At 34.0% G+C, this 16,509-nt stretch carries 15 protein-coding genes; all 15 read left to right on the top strand.

Annotation, left to right across the window (positions count from 1 at the left end; all coding sequences use genetic code 11):
- Nucleotides 1–157: 157 nt before the first annotated feature.
- Nucleotides 158–2,020, top strand: coding sequence for a DNA primase (gene dnaG, locus G540_RS0105430; protein WP_027107257.1), 1,863 nt, complete (start codon nucleotides 158–160; stop codon nucleotides 2,018–2,020).
- A 14-nt stretch (nucleotides 2,021–2,034) separates the two neighbouring features.
- Nucleotides 2,035–3,180 carry an RNA polymerase sigma factor RpoD gene (gene rpoD / locus G540_RS0105425; RefSeq protein ID WP_027107256.1) on the top strand — a complete coding sequence of 382 codons (1,146 nt, stop codon included), beginning with the start codon at nucleotides 2,035–2,037 and terminating at the stop codon, nucleotides 3,178–3,180.
- Nucleotides 3,181–3,307: 127 nt separating this feature from the next.
- Nucleotides 3,308–4,009 carry a tRNA (adenine(22)-N(1))-methyltransferase gene (locus G540_RS0105420; protein ID WP_027107255.1) on the top strand — a complete coding sequence of 234 codons (702 nt, stop codon included), beginning with the start codon at nucleotides 3,308–3,310 and terminating at the stop codon, nucleotides 4,007–4,009.
- Nucleotides 4,002–5,120, top strand: a complete 1,119-nt coding sequence (locus G540_RS0105415) for a Nif3-like dinuclear metal center hexameric protein (protein ID WP_027107254.1) — start codon at nucleotides 4,002–4,004, stop codon at nucleotides 5,118–5,120. The genes G540_RS0105420 and G540_RS0105415 overlap by 8 nt, the downstream gene beginning before the upstream one ends.
- Before the next feature lie 17 nt (nucleotides 5,121–5,137).
- Nucleotides 5,138–6,379: a peptidase T gene (pepT, locus tag G540_RS0105410; RefSeq protein WP_027107253.1), complete on the top strand. Its 1,242-nt coding sequence runs from the start codon at nucleotides 5,138–5,140 to the stop codon at nucleotides 6,377–6,379.
- 180 nt (nucleotides 6,380–6,559) lie between these two features.
- Entirely contained in the window at nucleotides 6,560–7,195 is a 636-nt protein-coding gene (gene hxlA, locus G540_RS0105405) for a 3-hexulose-6-phosphate synthase (RefSeq protein ID WP_027107252.1), read from the top strand.
- A 23-nt stretch (nucleotides 7,196–7,218) separates the two neighbouring features.
- Nucleotides 7,219–7,776 carry a 6-phospho-3-hexuloisomerase gene (gene hxlB, locus G540_RS0105400; RefSeq protein ID WP_027107251.1) on the top strand — a complete coding sequence of 186 codons (558 nt, stop codon included), beginning with the start codon at nucleotides 7,219–7,221 and terminating at the stop codon, nucleotides 7,774–7,776.
- Between the two features lie 118 nt (nucleotides 7,777–7,894).
- Entirely contained in the window at nucleotides 7,895–8,848 is a 954-nt protein-coding gene (locus G540_RS0105395) for a hypothetical protein (RefSeq protein WP_027107250.1), read from the top strand.
- Between the two features lie 53 nt (nucleotides 8,849–8,901).
- Nucleotides 8,902–10,446, top strand: coding sequence for a cardiolipin synthase (cls, locus tag G540_RS0105390; RefSeq protein ID WP_420865049.1), 1,545 nt, complete (start codon nucleotides 8,902–8,904; stop codon nucleotides 10,444–10,446).
- Nucleotides 10,447–10,599: 153 nt separating this feature from the next.
- Nucleotides 10,600–12,054: a histidine-histamine antiporter gene (gene hdcC, locus G540_RS0105385; RefSeq protein ID WP_027107248.1), complete on the top strand. Its 1,455-nt coding sequence runs from the start codon at nucleotides 10,600–10,602 to the stop codon at nucleotides 12,052–12,054.
- A 14-nt stretch (nucleotides 12,055–12,068) separates the two neighbouring features.
- Nucleotides 12,069–12,461, top strand: a complete 393-nt coding sequence (locus tag G540_RS0105380; protein ID WP_027107247.1) for an EbsA family protein — start codon at nucleotides 12,069–12,071, stop codon at nucleotides 12,459–12,461.
- A 62-nt stretch (nucleotides 12,462–12,523) separates the two neighbouring features.
- Entirely contained in the window at nucleotides 12,524–14,185 is a 1,662-nt protein-coding gene (locus G540_RS0105375) for a formate--tetrahydrofolate ligase (RefSeq protein WP_027107246.1), read from the top strand.
- Nucleotides 14,186–14,315: 130 nt separating this feature from the next.
- Nucleotides 14,316–14,759, top strand: a complete 444-nt coding sequence (gene lspA / locus G540_RS0105370) for a signal peptidase II (protein ID WP_027107245.1) — start codon at nucleotides 14,316–14,318, stop codon at nucleotides 14,757–14,759.
- Complete coding sequence (locus tag G540_RS0105365) at nucleotides 14,759–15,664, top strand: RluA family pseudouridine synthase (RefSeq protein WP_027107244.1); 906 nt, start codon at nucleotides 14,759–14,761, stop codon at nucleotides 15,662–15,664. Before lspA ends, G540_RS0105365 begins: the two co-directional genes overlap by 1 nt.
- Before the next feature lie 149 nt (nucleotides 15,665–15,813).
- A complete protein-coding gene (gene pyrR / locus G540_RS0105360) occupies nucleotides 15,814–16,359 on the top strand; it encodes a bifunctional pyr operon transcriptional regulator/uracil phosphoribosyltransferase PyrR (protein ID WP_027107243.1) in 546 nt (181 codons plus the stop codon).
- Nucleotides 16,360–16,509: the final 150 nt, after the last annotated feature.

Below are 16,509 nucleotides of genomic sequence, written 5' to 3'. Positions count from 1 at the left end.
TGTGTAAACAGCGTCCTTTTTCATCGTGGGAAAAGGACTTGTCAAGCAGTCTTTTTTGATGTATCATTAACGTTGATTATTGAAAATGGGCATAGAATTACTATTTAGCCTTTTTCATTACTGAAAAGCTCTTATAATTGATAAAAGAGGTGGTCGATTGAGTCGGAGAATTCCAGAAGAAGTTATCGATTCTATTCGTTCAAGTGTTAATGTTTTAGATATTGTTGGACAATATGTTGAGCTCCATCGTTCAGGGAAAAACTGGTTTGGGCTCTGTCCTTTTCATCCTGAAAAAACGCCTTCTTTTTCCGTAAATGAACAAAAACAGATTTTTAACTGTTTTTCATGCCATCGAGGTGGGAATGTTTTTAAATTCATTATGGAAATCGAAGGCTTATCATTTCCTGAAGCTGTTTTAAAAGTTGCTGAATTGGGGAATATCCCAGTTGATGAACAATATCAAAATCAAGCAACGCAGCAAGTTGGTGGTGAAACAAGTTCTGAAAATGGTCAAATTACGGCCATGTATCAAGTTGCTAATGAGTTATATCATCATATTTTAGTTAATACCCAGATTGGGGAGCAGGCGTTAGCTTATCTTCATCAACGTGGTTTAAATGATGATATGATTGCGGAGTTTCAATTAGGGTATGCACCACCTAAAGCAGTCTTACAAGCGGTCTTAAAAGAAAAAAATAAAAACTTAGACTATCAAATTTTACGTAAATCAGGTTTGTTTTCAGTCTATGAAGATGGTTCTTTAAATGATCGTTTTAAAGATCGGGTGATGTTTCCGATTCGCAATGCCACGGGTAAAATTGTCGCTTTTTCCGGTCGAAGTTTAGCTAATGATCCGAATACACCGAAGTATTTGAATTCTCCAGAGACAACTATTTTCAACAAACGAAAAATACTCTTTAACTTTGATAAAGCCAAAGGAGCTATTCGGCGCGAGAAGAAATGTCTGTTGTTTGAAGGTTTTATGGATGTTTTAGCTGCCTATAGTGCCGGTGTCAAAAATAGTGTTGCCTCCATGGGGACGAGTTTGACAGATGAACAGATTTATTTGTTACAACAGAACACGAAAAATATCGATCTTTGTTATGATGGAGACTTACCTGGACAAAAAGCTACCAAACGGGCGTTAGAAATATTAACGCCGCAAAACAAATTTAATTTGCGGGTGATTGCTTTACCAGATAAGATGGATCCAGATGAATATCTGCAAAAATATGGTGCGGAAAAATTCCGGACGTTAATTAATGATAGTCATGAAACACCCCTTGCGTTTTATATGCATTTTTATGAACAAGGGCGTAATATGGATAACGAAGCTGATCAATTGGATTATTTAAGTGATGTTTTAGCTGAAATTGCAAAACTTAACGATCCTTTAGAACAGAATTTATATTTGAATAAATTGGCCGAACGCTTACAGTTAGATAAATATTATTTAGAAGAAAAATTAAAAACGCTTCGTCAACAATATTTACAACAAAAGCAAAAAGAAGTACAGACAAATTATCTACCACCAAGTCAACAACGCTCAACGAAGCTAGCAACAGAAACACATCAACTTTCAAAAGTTGAACGTGCGGAAAGATTGTTGTTATATCGGATGTTGCATAATTACACGGTGCGAGGTCAAGTTAGTCAGATTCCTGATTTTTCATTTATTCATGATAATTATCAGTCGATTTATACTTTAACAGAAGGGTATTTTAATGCATATCAAAATTATGATAGCGCTAGTTTTTTAGACTATATTAATAATGAGCATTTACAGCAAGTTATTATTGCTTTAGAAATGGCCAATTATGCTGAGGAAGTTAGCCCTGAAGAAGTAAATGATTGTTTACATGTCATTATGAAAACAACACCTTTAGAACAGCAGATTAAAGATCTGCAAATGCAGTTGCAACAAGCAACACGCGTTAATAATACGAATTTAATAACTAAATTAACGATTGATTTAGTTAATTTATTAAAGAAAAAACAAATTGATAACTCAGATATATAAGGGAGGACTTCATTTTGGTAGAAAAAAATAACAACCAACTTGATAAAGCAGCATACGAAAAAGCATTGAAAGAATTGATCAAGCAATACAAGCCTGCTAAACAAATTAAATATGATGACTTAACAGACATCATGGCAACACCATTTGGATTAGAAGCCAAAGGAATGGATGAATTAATCGGTTCGATGGAAGATGCTGGGATTGCTGTTGTTGACGAAAATGGTGAACCAAGTCAACACAGTTTACGTCTTGTAAGTGATGCTGAAAAAGAAGAAGAAAAAGCAAAACCTAAAGCTAAAAAAAGCTCTAAGGTGACAGCTCCTTCCGGTGTTAAAATTAATGATCCAGTTCGGATGTATTTAAAAGAAATCGGTCGTGTTGATCTTTTAACAGGTGAACAAGAAGTTGAACTTGCTTTAAGAATTGAACAAGGTGACGAAGAAGCTAAACAAAGCTTGGCTGAAGCTAACTTACGTTTAGTTGTTTCGATCGCAAAACGTTATGTTGGTCGTGGTATGTCCTTCTTAGATTTAATTCAAGAAGGTAACATGGGCTTGATGAAAGCCGTTGAAAAATTTGACTACCGTAAAGGTTTCAAATTCTCAACATATGCAACATGGTGGATTCGTCAAGCTATTACACGTGCGATTGCCGATCAAGCAAGAACAATCCGGATTCCAGTTCATATGGTGGAAACAATTAATAAATTAATTCGTATCCAACGTCAATTATTACAAGATTTAGGACGTGAACCAATTCCAGAAGAAATCGGTGCAGAAATGGATATGCCAACCGAAAAAGTTCGTGAAATCCTTAAAATCGCACAAGAACCAGTTTCTTTAGAAACACCAATTGGTGAAGAAGATGATTCTCATTTAGGTGACTTCATTGAAGATCAAGAAGCAACAAGTCCTGCTGACCATGCTGCTTATGAATTATTGAAAGAACAATTGGAAAATGTTTTAGACACATTAACAGATCGTGAAGAAAATGTTTTACGTTTACGTTTCGGTTTAGATGATGGACGTACACGGACTTTAGAAGAAGTCGGAAAAGTCTTTGGTGTTACACGTGAACGGATTCGTCAGATTGAAGCAAAAGCTTTACGTAAATTACGTCATCCATCACGTTCCAAACAATTAAAAGATTTCTTAGAATAAAAGATTTATAAAATAAAGGATAATTGCTAGTAAGTGATTATCCTTTTTTAGAAGATAATGAAAGAAAAGGAGTTAATTTGTAATATACAATCATTTTAAATGTATATTGCAAATTAGTGTTATATCAATGGATTCTAATAATTTATCACAACGTTTATTAAAAGTGGCTAACTACATCCCGCAAGGAGCACGTTTAGCCGATATTGGTTCAGATCATGCTTATTTACCAGCTTATTTATTATTAAATGATGCAATTTCTTTTGCGGTTGCGGGTGAAGTTGTCCCTGGACCTTATGAAAATGCGTGTCACGAAGTCAAAAAACAAAATTTGAACGATAAAATTACTGTCCGTTTAGCGGATGGTTTAGCAGCGATTCACCCTGAAGATCAAATTGATACAATCGCAATTTGTGGTATGGGAGGGACTTTGATTACTGAAATTTTGAATGCTAATCCAGAAAAATTAAACAATCATCCCCTCTTAGTATTACAACCTAATGTTGGTGAAAAAAATGTCCGCCAATGGATTGTTGATCATGGTTATCGTATTTTAAATGAAGAAATTTTAGAAGAAGATCATCATATTTATGAAATTATTGTTGCTGAATATGCACCACAAACAGCGGAAAAATTAAGTTTAGCTGATTTGACTTTTGGGCCTTATTTACGTAAAAATAAAGGTGAAATTTTTATCAAAAAATGGCAAAGTGAACAAGCTAAAATCCAAACTGTTTTAAAACAATTGGAACAAGCTAAAAACATGCCAGTTGCGAAAAAAGAAGCGCTCTTAACGCAATATCAAGAAATTGAGGGGATGCTAAATGACTAAGGTTAGTGAAGTTGTTGCTCGTTTTGAGAAATTTGCACCGAAATGGTTAGCGGAAAAATGGGATAATGTTGGATTACAACTTGGTGATTTAAATCAAGAAGTGCATAAAATGATGATCACATTAGATGTGCGACCAGAAGTTGTCCAAGAAGCAATTGAAAATAATGTTGATTTTATTTTTGCACATCATCCAATGATGTTTTCACCGATTAAGACATTCGATTTGAGTGATCCGCAAAATAAAATGTATGCGGAATTAATCAAGCATAATATTACTGTGTATGCAGCTCATACTAATTTAGATAATACTAATGGTGGGATGAATGATTGGTTAGCTAAAAGTTTAGGCTTAGAAAATGTAACTAATTTAATTCCTGTTCATAGTCAAAAAAATTGTAAGTTAGTAGTTTATGTACCAGAAAGTCATGTTCGTCATGTACTTGAAGCTTTAGAAGAAGCAGGTGCTGGTGAAGTCGGTAATTATACTGGTTGTTCCTTTACTTCGACTGGTTTAGGTCGATTTATTCCCAACGAAAGTGCCGAACCTGTTTTTGGTGAAGTTGGTAAAATGCAAGAAGTTCGTGAACAAAAGATTGAAGTCGTGATTCCAGAAAAGAATAAACAACAAGTTATTGATGCGATTTTAGCGGTTCATCCTTATGAAGAAGTTGTTTATGATATTTTCGCCTTGGAAAATGATAGCAGCGAAACATATGCTTTAGGTCGTGTGGGTGAATTACCAAAACCAATGACTTTACAAGCGTGTGGTGAACTTTGTCAAAGTAAATTCCAAACAGCGGGTTTACGTTTGATCAGCCAACAAAAAAATAAAATTATTAAAAAAGTCGCTATTTTAGGTGGTAGTGGTAGTAAATTCTATCCAGCTGCTGTTAAAAAAGGTGCCGATTTATATATTACGGGCGATGTCACATACCATACAGGACATGATATGTTGGCCAGCGGATTAAGTGTTTTAGATCCAGGACATTACATTGAATCCATCTGCAAACCAGAAATGTTGAAAATTTTTAACAAATGGTCTGCTGAAAATGATTGGAATTTTGATATAATGATATCAACAGTTAATACTGATCCATTTATCTTTATTTAATTTAAGGAGATGCAATTATGAAAAACTATCAAAACTTAGTTCCACGTTTTATTAAATATGTTAAAACAGAAACACGTTCTGATGAAACATCAACAACAGTTCCATCAACACATACACAAGTTGAATTTGCACAAGATTTAGCTAAAGAACTTAAAGATATCGGGATGCAAGATGTCCGGATTTCTCCAGAAAGTGCCTATGTGTTAGCTACTTTACCAAGTAACTTAGATGATGATACAGATGTTAAAAAGGTTGGTTTTATTGCACATATTGATACAGCTGATTTTAATGCAGTTGGTGTGGCACCACAAATTATCGAAAATTATGATGGTGTTTCTGAAATTAAATTAGGTGACAGTGGTTATTCCTTATCACCAGCTGAATTTGCTAGTCTTAAAAAATATCAAGGTCAAGATTTAATTACAACTGACGGAACAACTTTATTAGGTGCGGATGATAAAGCCGGTGTTGCTGAAGTTATGACAGCGATGGAATATTTAATTCAACATCCTGAAATCAAACACGGTGAAGTTAAAATCGGTTTTGGTCCTGATGAAGAAATCGGTAAAGGTGCAACTCGTTTTGAAGTTGATGATTTTGGCGCAGATTTCGCGTATACAGTTGATGGTGGCCCTTTAGGTGAATTACAATACGAAACATTTAACGCTGCTCAAGCTGAAGTTAAATTTATCGGTAAAAATGTTCACCCCGGATCAGCTAAAGATATTATGGTGAATGCAATTAAATTAGCAATGGAATTTGATAGTATGTTACCAGCTGGTGAAGTTCCTGAAAAAACAGATGGCCGTGAAGGTTTCTTCTTAGGCTTTGCGATTGAAGGAAACGTTGATGCTGCTAAAATGACATATATTATTCGTGATCATGACCGTGAAAAATTTGAAGCCAGAAAAGCTTTCTTACAACAAATTGCACAACAAATGAACGAAAAATATGGTGTTGAACGTGTAATCGTTGAATTAGAAGATCAATACTATAATATGGCTGAAGTTATCCAAAAAGATATGACAGTTGTTGATATTGCAGAAGAAGCTATGCAAAATGTTGACGTGCAACCAGATATTTTCCCAGTTCGTGGTGGTACAGATGGATCGATGATTTCCTTTATGGGATTACCAACACCAAACTTGTTTGCAGGTGGCGAAAATATGCATGCTCGTTTTGAATATGTGTCTGTTCAAACAATGGAAAAAGCAACAGATGTGATTATTGAAATCATTAAATTAGTCGCAACAAAATAAGTTACAAGTTATTGTATGAAAAGAGCTAGGTAAAGTGATTTACCTAGCTTTTTTTGTCTCGTTCCTATATTGTAAATTGAATCAATTCAGATTATAATATTAGTAATGTTAAATCTATTCTAATCAGAACACTGGAACGGAAATGATTAAACATAAAAAATTTAAGGAGTGTATTAACAAATGAAATTACAATTAGCGTTAGATTTAGTAGATATTCAAGGTGCCATTGATATGGTGAATGAAGTAGGTCAAGAAAATATTGACGTTGTTGAAATTGGTACACCAGTCGTAATCAACGAAGGACTTCATGCTGTTAAAGCAATCAAAGAAGCATTCCCTAACTTAACAGTTTTAGCTGACTTAAAAATTATGGATGCTGCTGGATATGAAGTAAACCAAGCATCTGCAGCCGGTGCAGATATCATCACAATTCTTGGTGCATCTGAAGACGAATCAATCAAAGGTGCTGTTGCCGAAGCTAAAAAAGATGGTAAAGAAATTCTTGTTGATATGATCGCAGTTAAAGATTTAGCAGCTCGTGCTAAAGAAGTAGATGAATTTGGTGTAGACTACATTTGTGTTCACACAGGATACGATCTTCAAGCAGTTGGTAAAAACTCATTTGAAGACTTAAAAACAATCAAAGCAGCAGTTAAAAATGCTAAAACAGCTATCGCTGGTGGTATCAAATTAGATACACTTAAAGAAGCTGTTGAACAACATCCAGACTTAATCATCGTTGGTGGTGGTATCACAACAGTTGATAACAAACAAGAAGTTGCTAAAGCAATGAAAGCAATGATTAACGAAGGCTAAACTTAAAAAGAGGATTAAATCAAATGAAAACAGTTGAATATTTAACAACAATCGTTAATGAATTACAAAATTCTGTTCCATTGATTTCTGAACAAGATGCTGAAAAATTAGCTGATGAAATTTTAAATGCAAAACAAATTTTTGTAGTTGGTGCAGGTCGTTCCGGTATGATGGGTAAAGCTTTTGCGATGCGTATGATGCACATGGGATTTGATGCTTATGTAATTGGTGAAACAGTTACACCAACATATACAGAAGATGATTTATTAATTGTTTGCACAGGATCTGGTGAAACAAACACTTTAATTCCAATTACACAAAAAGCTAAAAAATTAGGCGGCAAAGTAGCAGCAGTTACTTTATCACCTGATTCATCCATTGGGAAATTAGCTGATTTAATTGTTCAATTACCAGGTGCACCAAAAGATCAAGACCAAGGTGAATATAAAACAATTCAACCAATGGGATCATTATTTGAACAAATCATGCTTTTATTCTTTGATGCAACAATTTTACGCATTATGGAAAAAAGAGGACTTGATACAAATAAAATGTATGGCAAACATGCTAACTTAGAATAAAATCAGTTTTAAAGCGTACTACCAAAATGGTAGTGCGCTTTTTTGTTGGTTAAAAACGTTTGAAACCGACATTTCCATAATAATGGTATATAATAATGTTAAATAATTTTAAAAGGGAGTGATTATTATCGATCGAGGCATTTTACCACCAGATTGTCGGATTGTTGCTGAACACGAATTACTACGGGTTGAAGATAATAAAACGGATCGTAAAATTGCAGAAATGTATTTTAAAAAACCAGGTAAAATTTTCTATACCGAAGAAGAGGATTGTCCCACTGCGCCAGAAGATGCTGTGACACGCTTGTTATTGATTCATTTTTTTGAAGCTTGTCGTCAGCAAAAAATACGCTTATTAGCAGGTTATGCGATTGTTAATTTTAGAATGCATAATGATAACCCAGATACTATTTATATGTTTCGTAAAAAGAGTTTAAAAAAAGGTTGGGAAGCGATTGCTCATATCGAAAATCGGACTGAAATCGTGACAGATAAAAAGTATTTACGTTTAGTTGATCGTAAAGCTCTCAAAGCCTTAAACGTGTTTGCCCAAGTAGTTGATTGGGAAACGATGGACTATATTAATGAGTTGGTTCAAGCGGATAAATTAGTCTTTACACAAGGGTTAAGTATTATACGTGAAAATAATCGTTTGTATTTAACTGAATATAAAGATGAAGAAGTTAAAATTTTAAATGCAGTTCGCTATAATTTAACGAGTAATTTAACGGCATCAAAAGAAGAATTAATCACTTTAAAAGAAGAAGTTAAGCCGTTATTTGATGAAAACCCACACGCCGGACGCTTTTTAGTTGAATATCTCATTAGTTTAGCTGATAATGGACTGAATTTACCGGACTTATATCGGATTGAGCATGCTATTATCAATCAAAATGATTGTTATGCTTTATATCAACCAGATGAACAAGAACCGTTGGCAATCTATGATGTCGATCAAGATGAGAATTATTTTAAAGAAGATATTGCGAATTTTGATAATCCGGAAGAATATCAGGCTATTAAAGCTTTTGAATTATTAATTAATAGTTGTGTGTTCGGAAATCATGAATAATAAAGGTGATGCATAAGATGAGTTTACCAATGAAACACGAAGAAAAACATTTGATTAATAAAGGTCATTATGGTTTTAAAAGAGCAATTTTTAGCCGTTTTGGCTTAATTTTCGTACTGTTAATTATTCAATTTGTAATTTTATTTGGCTTGTTTGCCTATTTTATTAATCTATTACCCCACTTTTTAGGGGCAACATTTATTTTAGATGCTATTATGGTGATTTATTTATTTAATAATCGGATGGATCCGACGGCGAAGATTACTTGGCTTTTAATTATATTAAGTTTGCCAATTTTTGGATCCTTATTATTACTTTATGTTGAAAATGATTTTGGGCACCGGAAAATAAAACAACAAGTTGATAAATTAATTAATTTATCGAAAAATGATTTAAAACAAAATCCGCAAACATATCAAGCTTTAGCAGCGGATAATTTAGCTGAAGCAAATTTAGCGACTTATTTAGAAAGAGTCGGTAATTATCCGGTTTATCGTAATAGTGAAGTAACGTATTTTCCTTTGGGGGAAGATAAGTTTCAAGCTATGATGGAAGAACTAGAAAAGGCCGAAAAATTTATCTTTTTAGAATATTTCATTATTAAAGAAGGTTATATGTGGGGAAATATTTTAGATGTGCTAATTAAAAAAGCCCAACAAGGTGTGACTGTCCGGGTGATGTATGATGGCATGAATGAGTTGTCCGCTTTACCACATGATTATCCAGAAAAATTAGCGGCAGTGGGAATTGAATGTAAGATTTTTTCACCATTAGTCCCTTTTATTTCGACGCATTATAATTATCGCGATCACCGGAAAATTTTAGTCATCGATGGTCAAGTTGGTTTTACGGGTGGTGTGAATTTAGCTGATGAATATATTAATAAAGAACACCGTTTTGGTCATTGGAAAGATACTGCTGTCCGAGTAAAAGGACCAGCTGTTAAGAATTTCACGTTGATGTTTTTACGAATGTGGAATATTATTCATGAACATGATCAAGACTTTGCGCAATATTTAGCAATTGAACCTAAACGCTATCCAGAAGCGGCTGGTTATGTCTTACCATATGCAGATGAACCTTTAGATGAGAATAAAGTTGGTGAAATGGTTTATTTAGATATTTTAAACCGTGCTAAACATTATGTGCATATTATGACACCATATTTGATTTTAGATGAAGAATTGATTACAGCGTTGAAATTTGCGGCGCAACGTGGTGTTGAAGTGAAGATTATTTTACCGGGAATTCCGGATAAAAAAGTAGCTTATTCTTTAGCTAAATCTCATTATGCAGAATTGTTAGATGCTGGTGTTCAAATTTATCAATATACGCCTGGCTTTGTGCATGCGAAAGTCTTCGTCAGTGATGATGTCAGAGCAGTAGTAGGAACGATTAATTTAGATTATCGGAGTTTGTATCATCATTTTGAATGTGCTACTTATATGTATAAAACAGCTAATATTTCCCAAATTGCAGCTGATTTTAATGACACAATGGCTAAATGTGAACGTGTGACGTATCAAACAATTAAAGATGAAAAACTATCATTGAAAATTAGTGGTAAATTAGCGAAATTAATCGCGCCATTACTTTAGAAATTAAGCAACTTTTCGTTAGGAAGGTTGCTTTTTTAATATATTCTTAACTCAGAATTGAAATGTAGTATTTGGAAATATCTAGTGTTATAATTACTTTTATCTTTAGATCAGAAAAAAATATTGATATTAGTAAAACGAGAGGCGTTTGAGATGGAAACAGAAAGACAGAATATTAAAAAATTAAATTTATTTGGGATGATCGCCCTTGTAATGAGTGCCATGATTGGGAGTGGGATTTTCGATTTGCCTAAAAACATGGCACAAGTTGCCGGTTTAAAAGCGCAACTCTTAGCTTGGGGGACAACGATTGTCGGCATTTGGTTTATTGCTGAAATGTTTGTGATTTTAAGTGAAACACGTCCTGATTTAACTGCAGGACTTTATAAATACGGAGAAGTTGGTTTTGGACCTTTTGTCGGCTTTTTTACTGCATGGGGTTATTTTATTTGTGAATGTTTTGCGAATGTGGCGTATGCAGTTTTAATTATGAGCACATTTAATTATTTTTTCCCGGGAGAATTTTCGGGTGGGAATAATTGGTTAGCAACGATTGGAGCTTCCATTATTACTTGGATTATTTCTTTGTTAGTGTTACGTGGTAATAAAACATCAGGTAAAATTCAAAAAATCGTAACAGGAACAACCTTAACAATTATGATTATCTTTATCGTAACTTGTTTATGGCACTTTGATTTAGGTACTTTTTTCACTAATATGAATGCCCAAGAAACTATTCCACATTTAATGGATACAAATAAAGGTTCTATTAGTCACCAATGGCTTCAAACAATGATGATTACTTTATGGTTGTTTGGTGGGATTGAAGGTGCAGTTGTTATGTCTGGGAAAGCTCGTGATCCTAAACAAGTCCCTAAAGCAACCATTTTAGGTTTCGTATTTTGTTCGATTCTTTTTGCTTGTATTAATTTATTACCATTAGGTTCATTTTCATATGGACAATTAGCTAATATGACTTCACCATCAACTGCCCAAATCTTAATGAGTTTATGGCATAATAATTGGGGAAGAAATTTAATTACTTTTGCTTTATTAATTGCGATTTTATCTAGTTGGATTTCTTGGGTGCAAATGTTAGCGGAATTACCACAAAGAGCAGCTCAAGAAGATCATACATTTCCTAAGATTTTTGCGAAACGTTCTAATAAAGATGTACCAGTAACTTCAGTCTTAATTGCGACTGTTGTGATGCAAATTATTATTATTATGGCACACTATAACCACAATGCTTATCAAATGTTATTAACGATTACGGGGACAATGACAGTTGCCCCTTACATGGTAAGTGCGTTATTCTTAATTAAGTTAAGTTGGCGAAAAGATCAATTCCCAACACATGATAAACATAGTCGTAATAAAGCATTAGTGATTGGGATTTTAGCGTTCTTATATACATTAATTATGGGATACGCTGCAGGTATTCACTATATTTTAATTTCGTTTATTGTTTATGCTTTAGGAATTCCAGTATATATTTGGGCACGCAAAGAATATCAACGTGATCAACGCGTATTCTCATATCGTGAATTAGTCTTCGTGATTATTATTATTGTGATGGCCATTTGGGGAGTTTATACATTTATTTAAAAAGGATGATGAATTTGCAGAAAAATTATTATTATCAACCTAACATTTCGACTAGTATAATTTGCTGGTCATATACATTGATGTTATTAGTGTTTAGTTTATTTCTTTGGTTAGAAATTACCGTTTTTCAAATTTGGACAGTAATCTCGTTTGTCCTCTTTTTAATCGTAGCGGGATTACAAATTGTGTTACGTAAAATCCAAGTTCTAGACGATAAAGTAGTCTTAAAGACGGTTGTACCTTTAAATAAAAAAGAAATAAATTATGCTGATATTACTGATCTTCAAATTGGTAAATATCAAATTAAAATCAAAACGCGTTTTAGAAATTATGCGTTTTTAATGAAGCCTAAAAAGGCACGAGTTTTTTATGATTATCTAAAGACACAAATAAACGTTGAACAGTAACTGACAAACGTTCGGAGTTAGGCTATAATGTAGCTAGATTAAACAGAGAGGACGCCAAAACTTTGAAAGATATCGAAATTGCACAAAACGCTCAAATTAAACCTATTATTGAAATTGCTCAAAAAGTTAATTTAGATTCAGATGAAATCGAACAATATGGACCATATAAAGCAAAGTTAACCTTACCTTTAAAAGGAGAACATCCAAAGACAAAGGAAAAGTTAATTTTAGTAACTGCAATTAATCCCACTCCTGCGGGAGAAGGTAAATCAACTGTTACAGTTGGTTTAGGGGATGCATTTAATCTCTTAAATAAAAAAGCAATGATTGCCTTGCGTGAACCTTCTTTAGGACCTGTGATGGGGATTAAAGGTGGCGCAACAGGTGGTGGCTATTCACAAGTAATTCCAATGGAAGATATTAATCTTCACTTTACAGGTGATATGCATGCTTTAACAGCTGCTAATAACACATTATCAGCTTTAATTGATAATCATATTTTTCAAGGTAATGCTTTGAACATTGATCAAAGACGTGTGATTTGGAAACGTGTTTTAGATATTAATGATCGTGCATTGCGTCATGTTGTTGTTGGTTTAGGTGGTGTGATGCAAGGTATTCCACGTGAAGATGGTTTTGATATTACTGTTGCTTCAGAAATGATGGCTATCTTGTGTCTAGCAACTGATATTAACGACTTAAAAGAAAGAATTAGTAAAATTGTCATTGGTTATACTTTCACGAAAGAACCTGTAACTGTTGGTGATTTAGGTGTAACTGGTGCTATTAGTTTATTATTAAAAGATGCGATTAAACCAAACTTAGTGCAAACACTAGCACATACACCAGCGATTATTCATGGTGGACCTTTCGCAAATATTGCTCATGGTTGCAATAGTATTATTGCGACACAAACATGTATGAGTTTAGCTGATTATACAATTACTGAAGCTGGTTTTGGTGCTGATTTAGGTGCTGAAAAATTCCTCGATATTAAAGTTCCAGCTTTAGGTAAATCACCAGATACGGTAGTGATTGTCGCTACTGTCCGTGCTTTGAAAATGCATGGTGGTGTTGCAAAAGACGAGTTAGAACAACCAAATGTGGAAGCTTTATTAAAAGGTTATGCAAACTTACAAAAACACCTTGGCAGCATGCAACGTTATGGTGTCCCAGTAGTAGTAGCGATTAATAAATTTGTGAGTGATACTCCAGAAGAAATTGCCGCTTTACAAGCCGCATGTCAAGATGATGGCGTAAAAGCAATTGTGGCTGATGTGTGGGCTCAAGGTGGAGCAGGTGCCTTACAATTAGCAGAAGAAATTGTTTCTTTATGCGAAAATGAAGCTGATTTTAAACCACTTTATCAAGTTGAAGATTCAATCGATGAAAAAATCACAAAAATTGTAACTGAAATTTATGGTGGTTCTGATGTTGAATATAGTTTGAAGGCTAAAAAACAAATGGCTCAATTCGTTGAGTTAGGTTGGGATAAATTACCAATTTGTATGGCTAAAACACAATATTCATTATCTGATAATGCCAAAGCCTTAGGAGCACCAAAAGACTTTACAATTCATATTCGTGAATTTGTACCAAAACTTGGTGCCGGCTTCTTAGTAGCTTTAACAGGTAATGTTTTAACAATGCCCGGCTTACCAAAGAAACCAGCTGCTGATGGTATGGATATTGATGCAGATGGTAAATTATCCGGTATTTATTAAAAATTAATGCGAGAAAATATGGCGTAGTTTGTTAAAGATTACGCGATATTTTCTTTTTTTATATCTAAATTAAGGAGAGATAAGGTATAATTAATATTTAAACAGAAATAATAAAGTTGAGGTAGACAAAATGCCAATTTATTTAATTTTGATGGCGGTGATTGTCGCTATTGATCAATTTGTAAAATATTATGTCGTAACACATATTGCTTTAAATACAGCGGTGAATGCAATTCCGCATTTCTTATCATTAGCGTATATTCGTAATTATGGCGCTGCGTGGAGTATCTTAATTGGCCAAAGATGGTTCTTTTTCATTATTAGTATCGTTGCGTTGGTTATATTAGGTTATGCATTTAAACGAAAACATCAAAATATTTTATATGCCGTCAGTATCTCGTTGATGATTGGCGGAACAATCGGGAATTTTATCGATCGGATTCATTTAGGTTATGTGATTGATATGTTCCAATTAGAGTTTATTAATTTCCCAATTTTTAATGTAGCGGATTGCGCGCTGACGGTGGGAGTTATTATTTTATTAATCGCAATGGCAAAGGATGACACACTATGATGAAAGAACTAACAATTACAAATGAAACTGGACGTTTAGATAAAGTGTTAGCGGACGCTTTTCCAGAATTTACCCGCTCACAAATTAAAAAATTATTAACGGCGCAAAAAGTCATGGTTAATCAACAACAAACTAAAGCACGTTATGCGGTGAAACCAGGAGATGTGATTACTTTAGAAGAACCAGAAGTAATTGAAATTAAAATGGAACCAGAAGACATGCCGTTAGATATTGTCTATGAAGATGATGATGTTTTAGTTGTGAATAAACCGCAAGGAATGGTCGTGCACCCAGCACCAGGACATCCTAATCATACTTTAGTGAATGGTTTATTAGCACATACGACTTTAGCTCAATTTAACGAAGATATGCGACCAGGAATTGTCCATCGTATCGATAAAGATACATCCGGTTTATTAATGGTTGCTAAAAGTCCGCGCGCTTATTATGCTTTAACGGAACAATTACGTGAAAAAACCAATGTGCGTGAATATGTGGCTTTAGTTCATGGACGTATGAAATATGATCAAGGAACCATTAATGCACCAATTGGTCGTAATCCTAAGGAACGTAAAGAACAAGCTGTCGTAGCGAATGGGCGTCCGGCTGTAACGCATTATGAAGTGTTAAAACGCTATCGGAACTATACATTGGTAAAATGTATTTTAGAAACAGGTCGGACTCATCAAATTAGAGTTCATTTAAAATATATCGGTCATCCATTAGTGGGAGATCCTTTATATGGACCACGCAAGACAATTGCTGGTGCGGGTCAATTCTTACATGCGGGTAAATTAGGCTTTAAACATCCCGGGACAGATGAAGAGCTGATTTTTGAAAAAGAAATGCCAGAAATCTTCCAACGGACTTTACAAAGACTTGACAAAGAAGATGCAATTCAGTAAAGTTAATTTAATTAAGAAACTTTTAATTAGTCCCGTGAGGCTAAAAAGTTAAATCAGAATTTAAATGAAGATATTTCATAAAATGACAATTTAACTGCTTAGTCTCAGGGATGGGGCTAAGCATTTTTTATTAGGAAAGGGATGAAAAAATGACGAAAAAAATTATTACAGATGAAATCGCCATGAAACGTGCTGTGACACGGATGACGTATGAAATCATCGAAAAAAATAAAGGCATTGAAGATGTTGTGATTGTTGGGATTAAAACACGCGGTATTTATTTAGCTGAACGGATTGCTCAACGACTCAATGAATTAGAAGATTGTCAAATTCCGGTCGGAGCTTTAGATATTTCACTTTATCGCGATGATCGTCATGATAGTACTTTAGATAAAGAACCAATCGTCAAAGATAGCCAACTTGATTTTGATATTAACAATAAAATTGTGATTTTAGTCGATGATGTTTTATATACAGGTCGGACGATTCGGGCTGCTTTAGATGCTTTAATGGATCAAGGACGTCCCAAACGAATTAATTTAGCAGTTTTAGTTGATCGTGGTCATCGTGAATTACCAATTCGGGCTGATTTTGTTGGGAAAAATATTCCGACATCATTAAATGAACAAGTAGCCGTTTGTGTGAAAGAAATCGATGGTATCGATGAAATCACTTTAAAAGATTTAAAAAAATAATATTTACAACAGTTTAAAAGACTCCAGAGAGAGCCCAACAGGTTGTCTAAATAATACAGAAATTACTCAATTGTTTTTGTATTTGCCAGACTCGGAGTGAAAAAAGTTTTTTTCAAGAACTTGTCTTACAAGATAAAAAAGGAGAGTAAT

It is taken from the genome of Ligilactobacillus ceti DSM 22408 (assembly GCF_000423245.1).
Lineage (GTDB): Bacteria > Bacillota > Bacilli > Lactobacillales > Lactobacillaceae > Ligilactobacillus > Ligilactobacillus ceti.
Note: the sequence above shows the minus strand (reverse complement) of the source record. Positions and strands in the feature narration are given on the sequence as shown.